20 protein-coding genes are annotated in these 16,160 nt (G+C 59.2%); 14 read left to right on the top strand and 6 right to left on the bottom strand.

The features are described 5' to 3' along the window. The first annotated feature begins 28 nt into the window (after positions 1-28). From CP97_RS12795 to CP97_RS12745, 11 genes are all read left to right on the top strand, one after another. Positions 29-244, top strand: coding sequence for a PEP-CTERM sorting domain-containing protein (locus CP97_RS12795; RefSeq protein ID WP_048886276.1), 216 nt, complete (start codon positions 29-31; stop codon positions 242-244). Between the two features lie 66 nt (positions 245-310). Further along, entirely contained in the window at positions 311-625 is a 315-nt protein-coding gene (locus tag CP97_RS12790) for a phosphoribosyl-ATP diphosphatase (protein WP_048887002.1), read from the top strand. A gap of 2 nt (positions 626-627) precedes the next feature. Next, positions 628-1,005 carry a histidine triad nucleotide-binding protein gene (locus CP97_RS12785; protein ID WP_048886275.1) on the top strand — a complete coding sequence of 126 codons (378 nt, stop codon included), beginning with the start codon at positions 628-630 and terminating at the stop codon, positions 1,003-1,005. Positions 1,006-1,128: 123 nt separating this feature from the next. After that, on the top strand, positions 1,129-1,572 hold the full coding sequence (locus CP97_RS12780; RefSeq protein WP_149036478.1) for a YbgC/FadM family acyl-CoA thioesterase: 444 nt from the start codon (positions 1,129-1,131) through the stop codon (positions 1,570-1,572). Then, positions 1,569-2,276 carry a protein TolQ gene (tolQ, locus tag CP97_RS12775; protein ID WP_048886273.1) on the top strand — a complete coding sequence of 236 codons (708 nt, stop codon included), beginning with the start codon at positions 1,569-1,571 and terminating at the stop codon, positions 2,274-2,276. Before CP97_RS12780 ends, tolQ begins: the two co-directional genes overlap by 4 nt. Further along, positions 2,276-2,719 (top strand): ExbD/TolR family protein, encoded by a 444-nt coding sequence (locus CP97_RS12770; RefSeq protein WP_048886272.1) that lies wholly within the window; start codon positions 2,276-2,278, stop codon positions 2,717-2,719. Before tolQ ends, CP97_RS12770 begins: the two co-directional genes overlap by 1 nt. Before the next feature lie 12 nt (positions 2,720-2,731). Next, positions 2,732-3,553 (top strand): cell envelope integrity TolA family protein, encoded by an 822-nt coding sequence (locus tag CP97_RS12765; RefSeq protein ID WP_048886271.1) that lies wholly within the window; start codon positions 2,732-2,734, stop codon positions 3,551-3,553. Beyond that, the gene (gene tolB, locus CP97_RS12760) at positions 3,553-4,950 is read left to right on the top strand and encodes a Tol-Pal system beta propeller repeat protein TolB (protein WP_048886270.1); all 1,398 of its coding nucleotides are present in this window, start codon (positions 3,553-3,555) and stop codon (positions 4,948-4,950) included. Before CP97_RS12765 ends, tolB begins: the two co-directional genes overlap by 1 nt. 70 nt (positions 4,951-5,020) lie before the next feature. Continuing rightward, positions 5,021-5,536, top strand: a complete 516-nt coding sequence (gene pal / locus CP97_RS12755; protein ID WP_048886269.1) for a peptidoglycan-associated lipoprotein Pal — start codon at positions 5,021-5,023, stop codon at positions 5,534-5,536. A 177-nt stretch (positions 5,537-5,713) separates the two neighbouring features. Beyond that, a complete protein-coding gene (locus CP97_RS12750; protein WP_149036477.1) occupies positions 5,714-6,247 on the top strand; it encodes a J domain-containing protein in 534 nt (177 codons plus the stop codon). Then, positions 6,235-6,876 (top strand): META domain-containing protein, encoded by a 642-nt coding sequence (locus CP97_RS12745; protein WP_048886267.1) that lies wholly within the window; start codon positions 6,235-6,237, stop codon positions 6,874-6,876. Before CP97_RS12750 ends, CP97_RS12745 begins: the two co-directional genes overlap by 13 nt. A gap of 127 nt (positions 6,877-7,003) precedes the next feature. Here the strand turns inward: CP97_RS12745 and CP97_RS12740 are convergent, their stop codons facing one another. The 3 genes from CP97_RS12740 to CP97_RS12730 all read right to left on the bottom strand — a co-directional run bounded on the left by CP97_RS12740 (position 7,004) and on the right by CP97_RS12730 (position 11,007). Continuing rightward, positions 7,004-7,930, bottom strand: coding sequence for a hypothetical protein (locus CP97_RS12740; protein ID WP_149036476.1), 927 nt, complete (start codon positions 7,928-7,930; stop codon positions 7,004-7,006). Between the two features lie 114 nt (positions 7,931-8,044). After that, positions 8,045-9,379, bottom strand: a complete 1,335-nt coding sequence (locus CP97_RS12735) for a cystathionine gamma-synthase family protein (protein WP_048886265.1) — start codon at positions 9,377-9,379, stop codon at positions 8,045-8,047. Between the two features lie 155 nt (positions 9,380-9,534). Continuing rightward, entirely contained in the window at positions 9,535-11,007 is a 1,473-nt protein-coding gene (locus CP97_RS12730) for an SLC13 family permease (protein WP_227819599.1), read from the bottom strand. A 58-nt stretch (positions 11,008-11,065) separates the two neighbouring features. On the opposite strand from CP97_RS12730, the gene CP97_RS12725 reads away from it, so the two are divergent. Together CP97_RS12725 and CP97_RS12720 are read left to right on the top strand one after the other, a co-directional pair. Beyond that, on the top strand, positions 11,066-11,443 hold the full coding sequence (locus CP97_RS12725; protein WP_048886264.1) for a VOC family protein: 378 nt from the start codon (positions 11,066-11,068) through the stop codon (positions 11,441-11,443). Positions 11,444-11,576: 133 nt separating this feature from the next. Continuing rightward, positions 11,577-12,596: a sugar kinase gene (locus CP97_RS12720; RefSeq protein ID WP_082863825.1), complete on the top strand. Its 1,020-nt coding sequence runs from the start codon at positions 11,577-11,579 to the stop codon at positions 12,594-12,596. A gap of 205 nt (positions 12,597-12,801) precedes the next feature. Here CP97_RS12720 and infC read toward each other — a convergent pair whose 3' ends face one another. Both infC and pdeM read right to left on the bottom strand, forming a co-directional pair. Continuing rightward, on the bottom strand, positions 12,802-13,320 hold the full coding sequence (gene infC, locus CP97_RS12715; protein ID WP_048886263.1) for a translation initiation factor IF-3: 519 nt from the start codon (positions 13,318-13,320) through the stop codon (positions 12,802-12,804). Between the two features lie 201 nt (positions 13,321-13,521). Further along, positions 13,522-14,262, bottom strand: coding sequence for a ligase-associated DNA damage response endonuclease PdeM (gene pdeM, locus CP97_RS12710; RefSeq protein ID WP_048886262.1), 741 nt, complete (start codon positions 14,260-14,262; stop codon positions 13,522-13,524). Positions 14,263-14,307: 45 nt separating this feature from the next. Between pdeM and hemF the strand changes: the two genes are divergently transcribed. Continuing rightward, positions 14,308-15,162, top strand: coding sequence for an oxygen-dependent coproporphyrinogen oxidase (hemF, locus tag CP97_RS12705; protein WP_082863824.1), 855 nt, complete (start codon positions 14,308-14,310; stop codon positions 15,160-15,162). A 60-nt stretch (positions 15,163-15,222) separates the two neighbouring features. On the opposite strand, the gene CP97_RS12700 is transcribed toward hemF, so the two are convergent. Next, positions 15,223-16,068 (bottom strand): hypothetical protein, encoded by an 846-nt coding sequence (locus CP97_RS12700; RefSeq protein WP_063612437.1) that lies wholly within the window; start codon positions 16,066-16,068, stop codon positions 15,223-15,225. Between the last annotated feature and the right edge of the window lie 92 nt (positions 16,069-16,160).

Below are 16,160 nucleotides of genomic sequence, written 5' to 3'. Positions count from 1 at the left end.
GGTCCCGCTACGGGACAGCAGCGCTACCATGATTGTGCGACTCATTTCGAAGGCGGATTACGATCTCCTGATGATCCACCGCATGTTCTTCTCAGCTATTCTGCTTATCTTGGCCGCCCCGGCTGCGGGCAGCGGCACTGCGCAAATACCAGAAGCATCAAGCATGACGCTGTTTGCGCTGGGCGCAATCGGGGTCATTATTGGCCGCCGCTTATCCATGCGGAAATCCGACCGGGACGAATAAACGCTACTGTTTTGGCCGAACACATCGCTTGACGCGATGCCGCCGCTTCGCGCATTGCCAGCGCCGATGGATACTCTCACCCGCCTGGAAGCCACGATTGCGCAGCGCCGCGCCGCATCGCCCGATGAAAGCTATGTTGCCAGCCTGCACGCCAAGGGCCTGCCCAAAATGGCGCAGAAGCTGGGTGAGGAAGCAACAGAAGCTGTGATCGCCGCGCTTTTGGGCAGTCGGCAGGACCTTACCGGCGAGGCGGCTGATCTGTTATTCCACCTGCTTGTCCTGCTGGGCGCGAAAGATGTCTCGCTGGCAGACGTGCTGACGGAACTGGATCGGCGTGAAGGCATTTCCGGTCTTGATGAAAAAGCTGCCAGGAACAACTGACGATGCCCATCGATCCGACTGCCGCCTATGATCCTGACAATATCTTCGCCAAAATGCTGCGCGACGAGATCCCTTGCAACAAGGTCTATGAGGACGAGCACGCGCTGGCCTTCCATGATATCAATCCGCAGGCCGATGTGCACATATTGGTGATACCCAAGGGCGAATATGTCAGCTGGGATGATTTTTCAGCCAAGGCTTCGGCAGAGGAAATCGCCGGATTTGTGCGTGCAGTGGGCACGGTGGCGCGCGATAACGGGCTGGTCGTGCGCGGCTATCGCCTGCTTGCCAATATTGGCCGCAATGGCGGGCAGGAAGTGGCGCATCTGCATGTGCATCTCTTTGGCGGCGGTCCTCTGGGTCCGATGCTCGCCCGCTGACAGGTTTTCAGTCTGAAACAAGGCCTTGCGCCGCCTGTCCCGAAATTGACTCGGAATGGCGTAAAACCCCCTTTTTTCTAAGCGCGCGGACCTGTAAGCCGCTGTTCAGAAATGAACGAGCAAATGCAGCCACCCTCCGGCCAAATCGTGGGGTCGCGTCACCACTATCCGGTGCGCGTCTTCTTTGAGGATACTGACCTGTCCGGCATCGCCTATCATGCCAATTATCTCAAATGGTGCGAAAGGGCGCGCAGTGATATCCTGCGCCTGCTTGGCATAGATCAACGTGCTGCCTTTGAAGCGGGTGATGGCTTTTACGCCGTGTCAGAGGCCAATATCAAATGGCGCCGTCCCGCCCGGTTTGATGATGTGCTGATCGTGGAGACGCGTTGCACGGAACTGAGGGCAGCCAGTGCGCGTATGCACCAGACTATCCTTCGCGGCGCTGAAGTTCTGGCTGAAATAGACATTATTGCCGCGTTTCTTGCATCCAACGGCCGGCCAAGGCGCCAGCCAGAGGCTTGGCGTGCCGCCTTTGCCAGCTTTATCGAGAAAGAGCCTGAATGAGCGTTTTGACCACTCTTGCAGCAATCACTCCGGCAGCGCCCACCAGGCTCGATCCGATAGAGCTGTTCATGCAGGCCGATATCGTCGTCCAGATTGTTATCATCGGCCTGATATTGGCGTCGGTCTGGGTGTGGGCCATTATCTTCGGTTTCAGTCTTCGCATGGGCAACACGCGCCGCAGATGCGATGCATTCGAGGAGGAGTTCTGGTCGAATGACGATGTCGATTCGCTGCTCGACGCGCGCCGCCGCAAGGATAACCCCTCGGCCCGCGTGGCCGCTGCCGGGATCGGTGAATTCCGCCGCTCGCACAAAGCGGGGTTGAAGGATCACGAGGCCGCGCGTGCCCGCGTCGCGCAATCGATGGAAGGGCAGGTGGCGCTGGAATCGGACAAGATGGCAGATCGGCTCAACTTCCTCGCCACGGTCGGCTCTGTTGCGCCTTTTGTGGGCTTGTTCGGCACCGTCTGGGGCATCATGAACAGCTTTTTCCAGATCGGGTTGCAGGAAAACTCCTCTCTCGCCGTGGTGGCACCCGGCATTGCAGAGGCGCTTTTTGCTACCGCCATCGGCCTCTTTGCCGCCATTCCCGCAGTGATTGCCTATAACCGGCTGTCCAATACGGTGAACGGATTCGAGTCACGCCTGATGCGCTTTGGTGACCGCGTCCACGCACAGATCAGCCGCGACATGGAAGGCCTCTAATGGCGATGGGGCTTGCCTCGCGCCGCAAGGGTCGCGGTGCGCGCCGTGCGCCGATGGCGGAAATCAACGTCACGCCATTTGTCGATGTGATGCTGGTGCTGCTGATCATCTTCATGGTCACCGCGCCGCTGCTGGCAAGCGGCGTGCCGGTGGACCTTCCCGAAAGCCGCGCCAACCCGATTGATCAGACGCCTGACCAGGTGACGGTTGCCATCGATCGCGAGGGCTTTGTCTATATTGACGATCAACGCATTGAAAAAGGCTATCTGCCCCGTGCGCTGGAATCGCTGGCGGGGCCGGAGGGGGGAGAGCGCCCGCTGGTGAATTTGCGCGCTGACCGCAATATCGACTGGGGCCGTGCAATGGCCGTGATGGGAGAGTTGAATCGTGCCGGTTTCAATTCCATCTCGCTGGTCACCACCGGTTCAGCCGAAGAGCCATAAGCGCAGGCAACGATGGCTGCTTTGGCTGACCTTTCCACTGAAGAGCGCGTTGGCATTGGCGCGGCGGTCGTGGCGCATGTCGCGCTGGCAATTGCCCTGTCGATGCAGATCGGGCGGGAATTGCCCGTGCCCACGCCGCCTGAACGGGTTGATGTGAGCCTGGCGACAGAAATCAGCATGGAATCGACCGCGCCAGATCCATCGGCGCAGCCTGCTGCCAGCTTCGCGCCCGTCATCACCGAACTTCCGCAGCCGCCGCAGGAAGTGATCGAAATGCCGCCGGTGGAGCCGCGCCCGGTGCCCACCACTGCGCCGCGTCCGGTGCCAACCACGCCGCCGACAGCGCGATCAAGCGCGCGTCCAACGCCTGCACCAACATCAACGGCGCGTGCGACCCAGCGTCCCACGCCAACTCCCACTGCTACCGCCACACAGCGGGCTGGTGGCAGCAGGATCGGTGACAATTTCCTTGAAGGCAGCAGTATGTCTGATGGCAATAGCGGCTCACCCGCGGCCACTTTCGGCAGCGCAGAACGCGCATCGCTCGCCTCTGCTATCACGCGGCAAATCCGCCCGCACTGGACCTCGCCATCGGGCGTTGATGTCGATCAGCTCGTGACCGTAGTGGCATGGAGCCTCAACCGTGACGGCTCGCTCAGCGGAAGGCCGCGTTGCGTGACCCAGCGCGGCGTCAATGATTCCAACCATCCGCAAGCGGCGCTGCACTGCGAACGTGCTATTCGAGCAGTGACGCTTGCTGCACCTTTCAACCTGCCCAATCAGTTCTACACTCAGTGGGATGATCTGGAGTGGGATTTCGACCGGAGGCTCTGATGAAGTCCGTTTCCCTGTTTGCCACATTCATGCTGATCTTCGCTGCTCCTGCGGCGGCGACGCCCCAGTCCACTAATGCGCAGCCTGCAACCCAGCAGACGGCGAGCGCACAGGACGACGATGACGGGCCACTGCGCGGCACCGTAACCGATGATTCTGCCTGGCAGGATACCGGCATTGCGATTGCCGCATTTGCCACCAATGCCGATGTGCCAACCCCTGCCAATACGCAGGGCACCCAGGCGCTGGGCATTGAGCTGGCGCGTATCGTGTTTAATGATTTGCGCTTCAATGGGCTGTTTCGACCTGTTGGGCCCGATGCCCTGCCACGTCCTTCTTATGGCCAGATCACCGCGCCCGCGTGGAACACGTGGCATGGGAGATCGGCAGAGATGCTGGTCCACGGTTATGTCCGTGCCAATGCAGACGGACGGCTGACGGTGGGTTGTTATCTTTATGACGTTGCCTTGCAGAACGAGCTGGTGCGGGAAGGCTGGGTGGTTGCACCCAATGACTGGCGCCGCGCTGCTCACCGCTGCGCTGACCTTGTCTATTCGCGCCTGTCCGGTGAAAGCCCGTTCTTCGACAGCCGCATTGCCTATATCGCCGAAACCGGTCCCAAGGAAAACCGTGTGAAGCGCTTGGCCATCATGGATAGCGACGGTGCCAATCACCGTTTCATCACCAATGGCCAGTCAACTGCACTGACCCCGCGCTATTCTCCCGATTATTCGCGTATTGCCTATCTCTCCTATGTCGATGGTAATCCGCGTATCTATGTCTATCATATCGATAGTGGCCGCCAGACATTGGTAACGCAAAGCGGCAATCCGACCTTCGCCCCGCGCTGGAGCCCCGATGGCCGCTATATCCTTTATTCTATGGCGGTGAGCGGCAATACAGACATCTATCGCGTTTCCGCAGAGGGCGGCGGCACACCGCTGCGTCTGACTGACAGCCCGGCTATCGAAGTGGGCGGATCATATTCGCCCGATGGCCGCCAGATCGTGTTTGAAAGCGACAAATCCGGTTCACAGCAATGCTATGTTATGAATGCCGATGGCAGTGGCGAACGGCGCATCAGCTTCTTTGGCGGGCGCTGCGCCACACCTGAATGGAGCCCGCGCGGCGACCAGATCGCCTTTACCCATATCGCTGGCGACTTCCGCATCGCCGTGATGACCCCGCAAGGGAGCAACATGCGCCGGCTTACCAATGCATGGCATGACGAGGCCCCCAGCTGGGCGCCCAATGGCCGCATCATCCAGTTCTTCCGGACCGAACGCAATTCCGGCGACACTTCGATCTGGCAGGTTGACCTGACCGGAGAAAATGAACGTCGACTGCGCACGCCGGTAGGGGCGTCAGACCCGGCTTGGGGACCGGTTTTGCCGTAAGTGCGTTAGTTCCTCGAGGGTTCGCAAAAACAACAGCAGACCTGTTTTTCCCGGTTCAAGGAGAGCCATCATGAATCGCATTGTTATTGCTTTGACAATTTCCAGCGCTCTTGCGCTCAGCGCCTGCAAGAAAGAGCCGCCCGTCACCACGCCGCCGCCACCGGCAGATGTTTCAACACCGACGCCGACACCTGCGCCCGCACCGGTAAGCAATCCGCCCGGATCGCAGGCGCATTTCGCTTCTGCCATGTCTGGCGCAGACACGATTTACTTCGAGACCGATCGCTATAACATCGACAATGAAGACATGGCCGCGCTTCGCCGTCAGGCAGAATATATGCTGCAATATAACAGTTCCACCGCCACGGTCGAAGGCCATGCTGATGAACGCGGCACACGCGATTACAACCTCGCGCTGGGTGAACGCCGTGCCAACTCCGCCAAGAATTATCTCGTCAGCCTGGGCGTGCCGGAAAACCGTCTGCGCACCGTCAGCTATGGCGAGGAACGGCCGATTGCGACCGGATCGGATGAATCTGCATGGGCGCGCAACCGCCGTTCCGTAACGGTGATGATCAGCCGCTGATTATTCGATCAGATCAACCAGCGCCGGACTCAGCTTTGCGATGGCTGGCCGGTTCATATCGGGCGCGGCGGTTTCCACCGCCGCGCCCTGCTGGTTTTGCTGACCCATAAACTGGCTGGTTCACGAAGCGGATCTATGCCCCTATAGGAGCGCAATGCTGACCTTGTTTGACATTTACTGATGGCTGCGCGCCGCTCTTCCGATTGGGGATTCCCGCGCTGGCGTGGATATGGATCAAGCCGTGATACGGTGGAGGTGCGCCTGTGCGACCGCCACGGATGTGATCAGCCGGGTAAATGCCCCGCTCCCAAGAGCCCCAACAGCAAGGACCGCTGGTATTTCTGCGAAAAGCACGCGGCTGAATACAATAAGGGTTGGGATTATTTCGAAGGGCTGGACAAGGAAGAGGCCGCCCGCCGCGCGAAATCCGAACAGGCCGAAAACGCCGGTTATGCAGAAGCGCAGCATTATGGTTGGGGCGGCAGCGGTGATGGATCACGCTCGGCAGATGAAATGCGCGCACTCGAGGTATTCGAGCTGGAAGCCGATGCCGATTTTGATGCGATCAAGCGCGAATGGCGCGCCCGTGCGAAAAAGGTCCACCCCGATGTAAAGCCCGGCGATGCCGACGCAGCAGCAGAGTTTCAAAAGCTGCAACTGTCCTATGAGATATTGAAATCGGCCGAGGAACGGCGCGAGTGGCGCGGCTGAACCGGCCTACACGACCCAATAGGGGCGGTTCTTTTGAAAAATGGACTGTCCGGCTGATTTTGCCTGCCTTGCTGTTGGCGATGGGTTCCGTAATGCTGGGGCTGGCGGGTGTGCATGGGCCTGACTGGCGCGGTTGGTTTGATGGGCCTGAACGCGGCACCTGGCGTTTACTCACTATCAATGGCGAGGATGTATCCGCAGAGCGCATGAGCGTGACCGTGCAAAGCGGCGAAATCGTCGCAGGCCGTGATGGATGCAATTACTGGAATTACAGTGGTGAAGCCGATCCAGTTACTGGAGAGCGCATGATGACATCGACGCTGGCAGGGTGCATGGATACGCCAGCAATCCAAGCTTACAGAAAGATCGCCCATGGAGGCGCTATCCTGCGGCTACTGGATGAAAATCACCTCGAAGCGCAGTCACTTGGGACAGTCGGCCAGTTCATTCGCTGGACCGACGCAATGGAAGAAGCGGAGCGCGCTGAGGGCGAGCGCGAGGTTGAGGCGGCACGAAATGCCGAGCCGCTGCAAATTCGACCCTCTGCGGTTCCTTTGCGAATTGGTGCAACTCCGCCACCACCGCCGGTGCTTTCACCGCGGCCGCCGCCGCCGCCCGGGGCTGAGTGATTACGGCAATCGTCTCCATTCCAATGAAGGCTATTACCTCCATCCGATAATCACCACGGAATGTGGTTATGCGACGGATGCCGCAAGCATGCGGCAAAGCTGAGACAGCAACCTCGTCACGCAGTTACTAATTGCCGATATAGCTGCCGACAAATACGCGGTCATCATCATCGTCGGGATCGCTGTCGATTGCAGAGAAGATAATGAACACTTCTTCGCGGTCATCGCCTGCAAGCGCACCCACATAATTGCCGGTGAGCGCATAGGTCGTATCACTGATCGCGCCGTCAAAAGTCCCCCCGGCGCCCACCTTGGCGCTGATCTCAAACGATGCAATTTGTGTCTGAGTGGAAGCGACCGTCTCGAAAATGGCAATGGTGCCGCTTATCGTGTCGTCAGTCCCCGGGGTGACGGTGAAGGTGGTCTGCGGTGCTGAAACCGTGTCCGCAGCCGTAACGCCCGGATCGCCGCCTGCCACGTCTATATCGCCGCTATAAGTCAGCGTAGAAGCGATATCGGTAGTGGTGGTGACGGGGCTGAAGAAGATCGCGGAACGGCGGCTGCGCAAGGTGCCTTCCACAGAATTTCTGGTAAAGGGCTGATCGTCCAGATCATAGGTAACGCGCATCACTTCCTCATCCGGAAGGAACATGGTCAATGCAGCGGTGCCCATCTGGTAAAACCGTTGCGTGGCCGAAACGCTGACGAATTCGGCAGCGCCAAACACAGCCGCCTCGCTGAGGTCGGGGAAAATGAAGCTGGCGCTATCGGGCGATGCGACGAATTCGATAACGCCGTTGCCATTGATCCGGCTGCCGCCGTTGAAGACCTCGGTCCCGCCGGTATCGGGCGTGAAGAATGCGTAGATATAATTAGCATTGCCACTGCTCGCGGTGAAATCTGCTGTGAGACTGAGTTCAGACGAGGTGGGCGATGGCGTTGGCGTGCTGCTGCCTGTCGGTGTTGGAGTGGGGTCATCGTCGTCCCCGCCGCAAGAGGTTACGAGTGCGCCGCAAGCTGCGACACCAAGCAGAAGACCGATTTTCCGGATCACGTTGTTTCCGTCCATATTTGCTGTTTTCCGGCCCATAAGCCGCTCGACCTTTCCCTTAGCTGTCTGGAAGGGCTTGGGGCAAGCGGCGTTTGGAACTTGGTCACAATCGCGCTGTCAGACGGCTTCCAGCGCCTGCTCGAAATCGGCGATCAGATCGTCCGGGTCTTCAATACCGATCGAAATTCGCACCAGATTATCCGAAATGCCCAATTCGGCACGGCGACTTTCGGCGACGGACAGGTGTGTCATGCTGGCGGGATGACTGGCCAGCGTTTCTGTACCACCAAGGCTGACGGCCAGCTTGGCCACCTTGAGCGCATCGAGGAAACGGAAACATTCTACCTCGCCCCCCTTAATGAAGGCGGAGAAGGTGGAGCCGGCGCCAAGGCAATGGCGATCATAAATGTCCTGCTGGCGTGCATCCTCGATCATGCCGAGATAGCCAAGGCCTTCGATCTTGGGATGGCTTTTCAGCATGGCGCAGACCTTGGCCGCATTCTCACCCGCGCGCTGCATCCGCAATTCCACCGTTTCGAGGCTCCGCAGCAACATCCATGCGGTGTTGGGATCGGCAATTCCGCCCATGGTGTTGCGCAATGCGCGGATCGCATCGATCCATTTCTTGGCGCCTGAAACGCTGCCTGCCACCAGATCGGAATGCCCGCCGACATATTTGGTCAGTGAATAGATTACCAGATCTGCCCCATGTTCCAGCGGGCGCTGCCACAATGGGCCAAGAAAAGTGTTGTCAATGGCGATGGGGCAGCGGGCAGGATCAAAATGCGCATCGCGCGCGGCCTTGACCGCTTCGATATCGACCAGAGCATTGGTCGGGTTGCCGGGGCTTTCGAGGTAGATGAGCGGCACTTCGCCGCCCTGTTCTTTCGCCCTGGCCTTGGCTTCCTGCATCACCTCGTCCAGCTTTTCGCGGCTCGCGCCGGCGGGAAAGGCGATATAGGTGACGCCATATTTCGCCATGACCTTGGCAACAAACCCTTCAGATGCCGCGTAAAGCGGGCCGGAGTGGACGATCACGTCGCCCGCATTGCAGGCTGCCAGTATCAATACCGCAATCGCGGTCATGCCGCTGGAAAAGCACAAGGCTTCTTCCGCCCCGTCCCAGATCGCCAGCCGGTCTTCAAGGATTTCCTGGTTTGGCCCGTTGAAACGGGAATAGACAAGCCCTTCGGCGCCGCCTTCGCGCTTGCCGGTGATGCCTTCGAAATGGCGCTTGCCAGCCGCTGCACTTTCAAAAGCGAATGTGCTGGTAAGGAAGATCGGCGCCTTTAGCGATCCTTCGGAAAGGGCCGGATCATAACCATGGCCCATCATCAGCGTGGACGGCTTCAGTTCTCGCCCGCCGATAATAGTGATTTCGGGCTTGGGCTTGCGGCGCGGGGTGGGGGTGGTGACAGCGCCAAGCGGATCATTCTTTGAATTGTCGGCCATGATGGCATCCTTCCTTCACAAAGGTTCTCACCCCTAGGAAGGCAGGGGAAAGGCAGGAGTTCCGGGCCACCCGTTCCTAACCTCCGCAGGAACGCAACTACACCGGCAATCTGGTTACATCGGTAATTAGATCGCTGCAGCGATTCCCGCAAGCCTCAGCCAAGGATTGGCGCAAGCGCGAAGACAACACCTACGATCAGGAAAACTCCTGCAAAATCCAGCACAAGCCCTGCCTTGATCAGGCGTGGCAGCGCAATGCGGCCTGTGGCCCATGCGATGGCGTTTGGGCCGGTGCCAGCAGGCAGCACAAAGCCCCAGCTGGCTGCAAGTGCCACGGGAAGAGCGAGCAGCACTGGATCGCCGCCCATCGCCACCGCAAGGCTGGCGACGACCGGCATAATGCCGCTGGCGGTGGCAACATTGCTGGCAAATTCGGTGATCAGCACCACCATCGCCACCATCGCTATTGCCATCACGATAACTGGAACTGTCGCCAGGGGCAGCAGAGCATTGCCAAGCCAGTCTGCCAGCCCGCTGCGCGTCATCGCGCCAGCCAACGCAAGTCCGCCGCCAAACATCATCAGCACATCCCACGGTGCGCGATTGGCTTCGTGCCATTCCAGCAGGCGCCGTCCCGTGCCATCGGGCAGCACGAACAGTGCGAAGCTGGAGGCAATCGCCACCGTGCCATCGGTTAAGGAACCTTCAGGAAAATAGGGCGCGGCAAACCCGCGCAACATCCATGCGATGAAGGTCAGCGCAATCACCGGCACCAACCGCCGTTCCGCCACGCTCCAGGGTCCGTGCGGATCAATGGCTTCGCGCGCAGCCTTCACATCGAAAGGATGATCGGAAATGCGCTGCACCCGCGATATGATGAAAGCTGCCAGCGGGATGCCCAGTAGCACCACTGGCACGCCATAGGACGCCCATTTGGCAAAGGTAATCTCCATGCCGGAAATATCGCGGAGCAGTGCCACGGCAATGGCATTGGTGGGTGATCCGATAATGGTGCCTAGCCCACCGATGCTGGCGGCAAAGGCCAGCCCCATCGGCAATGCGCCTGAAAGCCCGGACTGGTCGATAGAGCCATCAGGACGCATCGCAGTCCCGCCTGCCAGCACCGCCAGCGCCATTGGCATCATGATCAGCGTAGTGGAGGTGTTGGAAATAATATTGGAAAGGATGGCCGCGGCTATCATGAAGCCGAGCAGTAAGCCAAAGCTGCCACCGCGCCCGCCAATCCGGTCAAGTATCCAGCACGCGAGCCGTTTGTGCATCCCGGTGCGTTCGATGGCGAGGGCGAGAAACGCGCCGCCAAGCAGAAGGAAAATGATCGGCGAGTAATAATCGCTGGCTACTTCGCGGGCGGTTCCTGCACTGGCAAAGGGCAATACCACGAAGGGAAGCAGGCCGGTGGCGGTGAGCGGGACTGCCTGCGTCATCCACCAGCTTGCCATCCAGCCAACCAGTCCGGCCGTATTCCATGCAGGCGCCGTCATGCCGTCAGGCGCCGGCAACAGCACGGTCAATGCAAATAGCGCCGGGCCCAGCCAAAAGCCGATCTTCCGCCCCGTTATGCGCGGTGGAACACTGCCTTGCGCCGCCATGCCCTGTGTTTTCCCCATCCGTCCGGTATACCCTGCTGACGATAGGGATTCGCGTGGTCAGGGCAAGGAGGCATAAATGGCAGAGGGCAAGGTTCTGGGGATAGGCGGCTTGTTTATCCGATCCGAAGATCCCGCCCGGCTGGCCGCGTGGTATCGCGATCATCTGGGAATAGCAGCCACGCAAAGCGGCCAGCCAACGCCCGATGGTGAATGGGTGTGGATGCAGGAGGCTGGGCCAATGGTCTTTGCCGGTTTCGCCCGCGATACCGATTACTGGCAGGAAGACCGGCAGATGATGCTCAATTTGCGGGTGGAAGGGCTGGAGCCGCTTCTGGCGCTGCTGGCAAGTGCGGGAATTGATGCCACGCACCGCGAAGATATGGAAGGCGCAGGGAGTTTTGCGCGGATCGCGGATTGTGACGGCAATCCGGTGGAATTGTGGCAGCAGGGCTGATCTTTGCCGGGTCAGCTTGTGCTATACAGGCTTTGCAGTCCGCGATACTGGAAAGTCCATATTGGGGGATGGAATTGATGAAAGGTTCAGCTGTTATTCTGGCAGATTTGCATTGTTGCAGGCGGCTTGACCAGTGAAGGGCGAGACGGGCTCCGTTGTCGGATTTGGTGAACTGCTGCTGCGGCTGACACCGCCCGGTCGCAAGATGATCGCCCAGGCACAATCTCTGGATGTTGAAGTGGGTGGCGCGGAAGCTAATGTCCTCGCCGGCCTTGCGCATCTTGGCCATCCGACCATGATGATCAGCCGGGTTGCCAATAACCCGCTGGGGCGGTTGGCACTTGGCACGCTGGCATCGCGCGGGGTCGATACGCGGTTCGTCAGCTATGCTGATGGACGAATGGGCCTCTACTTTCTGGAGCAGGGACAGGGGCTTCGCGCATCGGCCATCAGCTATGATCGCGCAGGTTCGACCTTTGCCAGTTCCAGGGCCGAGGATTTCGATTTTGCCGCCGCACTTGATGGCGCACGTTTGTTGCATTTATCGGGCATTACGCCAGCGCTGGGCATGGATAGCGCAAATGCCGTCATGGAAGTGGCGAAAATTGCACGGTCGGCTGGCATCCCGATTAGTTTCGACGGCAATTTCCGCCCGCAATTATGGGCTGCATGGGATGGCAATCCCAAGGAAATCCTGACCGAGATCATCTCCAATGCCGATATCATGTTTGGCAATCACCAGGATATCAGCCTGCTGACCGGACAGCGCTTTTCAGGGGATGGGCCGGATCGACGGCGAGAAGCAGCGCAGGCCGGGTTCGATACCTTTCCCAATTTGCGCCTGATCGCCTCCACCGCGCGGCATGTGATCGATGTCGATCACCACCGCATCGCCGCCCGCGTCGATTTGCCAGAGGACAGCGCCCAGACAGGAGAGATTGACGTGACCGGCATAATCGACCGGATCGGCACAGGCGATGCCTTTGCAGCCGGTGTGTTGCACGGATATCTCGAAGGGGCCGATGTCATGTCAATGGCACGGGCAGGGCTTGGACTAGCGGTGCTGGAACATAGTCTCCCCGGGGACATGCCACTGTTCAGCCGCGATGACCTTGCTGCTTTCGAGCGTGGCGGGCGCGACGTCCGGCGCTGACCGGCTGCAAAAGTCCAGGCGGGCCTTGTGTGCGCCTCTTGCCACAGTAGCCAGAAGATAGCGGATTGAAGACCGGCACTATCCGCCAGCATCCTAATGTCCAGGCATCAACCAAAAAGGGCGCACCCAGCGGCGCGCCCTTCAAAATCTTGCCAGTCAAGGCGGCAGCGGCATGCGTGCCGGCCAGCCATTCACAATTGCAATCCTATTTGGGCGCCAGCACCATCAGCATCTGGCGGCCTTCGAGACGGGGGAATGCCTCGATCTTGGCGGTTTCGGCCATGTCGTCCTGCACGCGTTTGAGCAGATCCATGCCCAGATGTTGGTGCGCCATTTCACGTCCGCGAAAACGCAAGGTGACTTTCACCTTGTCGCCATTGTCGATGAACTTGTTCACATTGCGCATCTTCACATCGTAATCATGGGTATCGATGTTGGGACGCATCTTCACTTCTTTGATGTCTTGCGTCTTCTGCGTCTTGCGCGCCGCATTGGCCTTTTTCTGGGCCTCGTAGCGATATTTGCCGACATCAAGGAACTTGCACACTGGCGGGTTCGCGGTTGGCGATACCTCAACGAGATTCAGACCTGCTTCGGCGGCCTGCTCTATCGCTTCATTCGTGTACATCACGCCAAGGTTTTCGCCTTCGCCATCGATGACGCGGACCTTGTCGGACTGGATGAGATTGTCGTATTTCGGGCCGGATTTAATCGGCGGTGCCATCGAACGGCGGGGTGGACGTGGTATGGTTGTGCTCCTTGGGCAATTGTTGTTGTGGACTCTATGTAGGGGGAAATGGGCCAAAGTGCCAGTAGGACTCTTGCCGATGCAGCGGGATTTGTTGCTGCCGCTTTCCTGCGATACCCTGCACTGTGCATGGCGGTGGGTCGACGCGCTGCCCCAAGGCGCGCTCCTGCAAGGCGATTATGCAGTCGTTTCGGCCTGACGCGAACCATCCTTGCGCCACAGCGGAAAACGCGCCAACCGCTTGCCCGCTGGCACCACAGCATCAATCTCACTGGCAGGTTGCAGCGCTTTGAGAATCGCTGGATCGGCCGCGTTCATACCACCGGTCAATGCTCCGAATGCTGGCAATATCATGCGCCCACTGCCCGCATTGTCCTGGCTGACAACAGCGCAGGCGCGGCGGATGCGGCGTTCACGCATTTTCACCTGTACGCGCGGATGAAAATGGCCGGACAGTTCGGGCCGTGTCTCATCGGGCTTTGCCATGTGGCGCAGGATCATGCCGCCGATAGAAAGCTCTGTCGCTATCGTGCCGCCGCTTCTTGCTTCCATTGCGGGATCGTGATTGCCGGTGATCCACACCCAGTCGGTTGCCCGCGTGAGTGCAGCCAGCATGCCTTTCGCCTGCGGTTCAAGCCTGGCGGAGCCTGCCGAGTCGTGAAAATTATCGCCCAGGGTGAAAACCCTGCGTGCACCAGTTAGGCGGATCGCATCGGCCAGCCGCTCAAGCGTTTCGCGGCTGTCATAAGGCGGCAGCATCTGGCCGTGACGGGCATAGAAACTGGCCTTTTCGAGATGGAGATCAGCCACCAGCAGCGCATTTTCGCGTGGCCAGAACAGCGCCCGCCCACCGCCATCCTGCGGGACAAGCACAAATTCGTCTCCGCAAAAGGGGAGGGTGAACGAAACGGGAACCATGGAACCGCACTTGCCGCCTGACGCTGGCTTTGGCAAGACATCATCATGGAATGGAAAGATCAGACCGCACAGGCTCGCAACTGGTTTGAAGCTTTGCGTGACCGCATTTGCTCCGCCTTTGAAGAGATAGAGCGCGATGCCGGATCGGATGCCGGCTTTGGCTATAAGGAATGGGACCGCGACACGGACGATGGATCGCACGGTGGCGGCGGCGTTCAGGGTCTGATGAAGGGCAAGGTATTTGAGAAAGTCGGGGTGAATGTCAGCACCGTTTCGGGTGCGTTCAATCCCCAGTTTGCCGCACAGATCAACGGTGCCAGCGAAGACCATCCGCAATTCACCGCCACCGGCATCAGTCTTGTTGCGCATATGGCCAATCCGCATGTCCCTGCGGTGCATATGAACACCCGCTTCCTCACCACGCAAACCGCTTGGTTCGGCGGCGGTGCGGACCTTAATCCACCGATTCCCTATAAAGAGGATACGCAGGCCTTTCACGCCCGGCTGCGGGCCGCCTGCGCCGCGCACAACCCCACCTATTACGAACGATTCAGCAAATGGGCTGACGAATATTTCTACATCCCCCACCGCAGCGTGCATCGCGGGGTAGGCGGAATTTTCTACGACCATCTGGAATGCGAGGATGAGCCTGCGTTCGAACGCAATCTGGCTTTCACCCGCGATGTGGGCGAAGCGTTTCTGGATATATACCCTCAGCTTGTCAGAGGGCGCATGGACACGGAATGGACGCGGGAGGAAAAGCAACGGCAGCTTGAATGGCGTGGTCGCTATGCTGAATTCAACCTTGTCTATGATCGCGGAACGCTGTTCGGCCTCAAGACCGGCGGTAATATCGACGCCATTCTGATGAGCCTGCCACCAGAAGCGGTGTGGGATTAGCCAGACCTGCTTGCAACCGGCGCAGCCACAGCGTCTAGTCGCGCAGCATTTCTTCTACCATCAGATCATCCATGCTTGAATGCGCGTGGCGAGAGGGCGATGTGCCGCTGCCACGGTAGAGGCTGCGCAGATAGGCCATGTCGAACGGAGTGAGGCCGGTGGGGGAAGCTTGGTCAACTCCCTCTGCGCCCATGAGGGACAGGATCGTGCCATATTCGCCTTCGTCTCGGGTGCGCGGGTATCGGCCAGCAGTCGCATGGTGGCGTAATCGGCCAGCGCATAGGCATCCAGACGGGCCAGCACAGACCTTTCCATCAACAGCACTGCGATTTCGATATCGTTGCGCATTCCGGTATCGAGCCGCGACATGGATGAAACCTGATTGATCGCGGCGTCGCTGGTGGAATTGGAAATACCTTCATTGTTGCGCAGGATGGTCGCGTTCCATGCCAGCGCGGGCCCTTCCTGTTCAAGGATGCGGCGGCTTTCCCATATGTTCACCCCCTGCATCAAAAAGGCATCTTCGATGCGCATCTGGTGATAGCTTGCATGGGGATCATCGACGAAAATGACCCAGATGTTTGCGCGGCAATCCGCATCTTCATTAATGCGATCGACCAATAATTGAGCATTTTCCGGGGCCAAGCCCCAGATGCCGGGACAGATGGGAGTGTTGAAGCGGGCCAGCGGCTTGGCTGTGGAGCTGCGCTGGGCAGTTATCTCACGCGCCTGCCGGAGCACCTCTACACCGTCCACGTCCAGCACGCCTTCGACCACGATATCATCGCTGCCGTCTTGCGCGGGCGTATCGCCATCCTGCGCGCTTGCAGACAGGGGAGCAAATGCCACGGAAAGTATGGCCAAGGCATACCCAATCCGCGTTGCCGATTGTCGTATCCGCGTCATCCTAGATCCCACCTTGTCCTGTCATGCGACACGGCCTGACTGTTCAAATCATGCCAATCTAGCCAATGTTCCATTTAGCACGAAACAGCTTT

Origin of the sequence: Aurantiacibacter atlanticus (assembly GCF_001077815.2) — a bacterium.
In the GTDB taxonomy this organism is placed as follows: Bacteria; Pseudomonadota; Alphaproteobacteria; order Sphingomonadales; family Sphingomonadaceae; genus Alteraurantiacibacter; species Alteraurantiacibacter atlanticus.
Note: the sequence above shows the minus strand (reverse complement) of the source record. Positions and strands in the feature narration are given on the sequence as shown.

Coding starts and splice junctions, on each gene's coding strand:
- CP97_RS12795 (WP_048886276.1), top strand. CDS start 29: ATGATTGTGCGACTCATTTCGAAGGCGGATTACGATCTCCTGATGATC.
- CP97_RS12790 (WP_048887002.1), top strand. CDS start 311: ATGGATACTCTCACCCGCCTGGAAGCCACGATTGCGCAGCGCCGCGCC.
- CP97_RS12785 (WP_048886275.1), top strand. CDS start 628: ATGCCCATCGATCCGACTGCCGCCTATGATCCTGACAATATCTTCGCC.
- CP97_RS12780 (WP_149036478.1), top strand. CDS start 1,129: ATGCAGCCACCCTCCGGCCAAATCGTGGGGTCGCGTCACCACTATCCG.
- tolQ (WP_048886273.1), top strand. CDS start 1,569: ATGAGCGTTTTGACCACTCTTGCAGCAATCACTCCGGCAGCGCCCACC.
- CP97_RS12770 (WP_048886272.1), top strand. CDS start 2,276: ATGGCGATGGGGCTTGCCTCGCGCCGCAAGGGTCGCGGTGCGCGCCGT.
- CP97_RS12765 (WP_048886271.1), top strand. CDS start 2,732: ATGGCTGCTTTGGCTGACCTTTCCACTGAAGAGCGCGTTGGCATTGGC.
- tolB (WP_048886270.1), top strand. CDS start 3,553: ATGAAGTCCGTTTCCCTGTTTGCCACATTCATGCTGATCTTCGCTGCT.
- pal (WP_048886269.1), top strand. CDS start 5,021: ATGAATCGCATTGTTATTGCTTTGACAATTTCCAGCGCTCTTGCGCTC.
- CP97_RS12735 (WP_048886265.1), bottom strand. CDS start 9,379: ATGGCCGACAATTCAAAGAATGATCCGCTTGGCGCTGTCACCACCCCC.
- CP97_RS12730 (WP_227819599.1), bottom strand. CDS start 11,007: ATGGGGAAAACACAGGGCATGGCGGCGCAAGGCAGTGTTCCACCGCGC.
- CP97_RS12725 (WP_048886264.1), top strand. CDS start 11,066: ATGGCAGAGGGCAAGGTTCTGGGGATAGGCGGCTTGTTTATCCGATCC.
- infC (WP_048886263.1), bottom strand. CDS start 13,320: ATGGCACCGCCGATTAAATCCGGCCCGAAATACGACAATCTCATCCAG.
- pdeM (WP_048886262.1), bottom strand. CDS start 14,262: ATGGTTCCCGTTTCGTTCACCCTCCCCTTTTGCGGAGACGAATTTGTG.
- hemF (WP_082863824.1), top strand. CDS start 14,308: ATGGAATGGAAAGATCAGACCGCACAGGCTCGCAACTGGTTTGAAGCT.
- CP97_RS12700 (WP_063612437.1), bottom strand. CDS start 16,068: ATGACGCGGATACGACAATCGGCAACGCGGATTGGGTATGCCTTGGCC.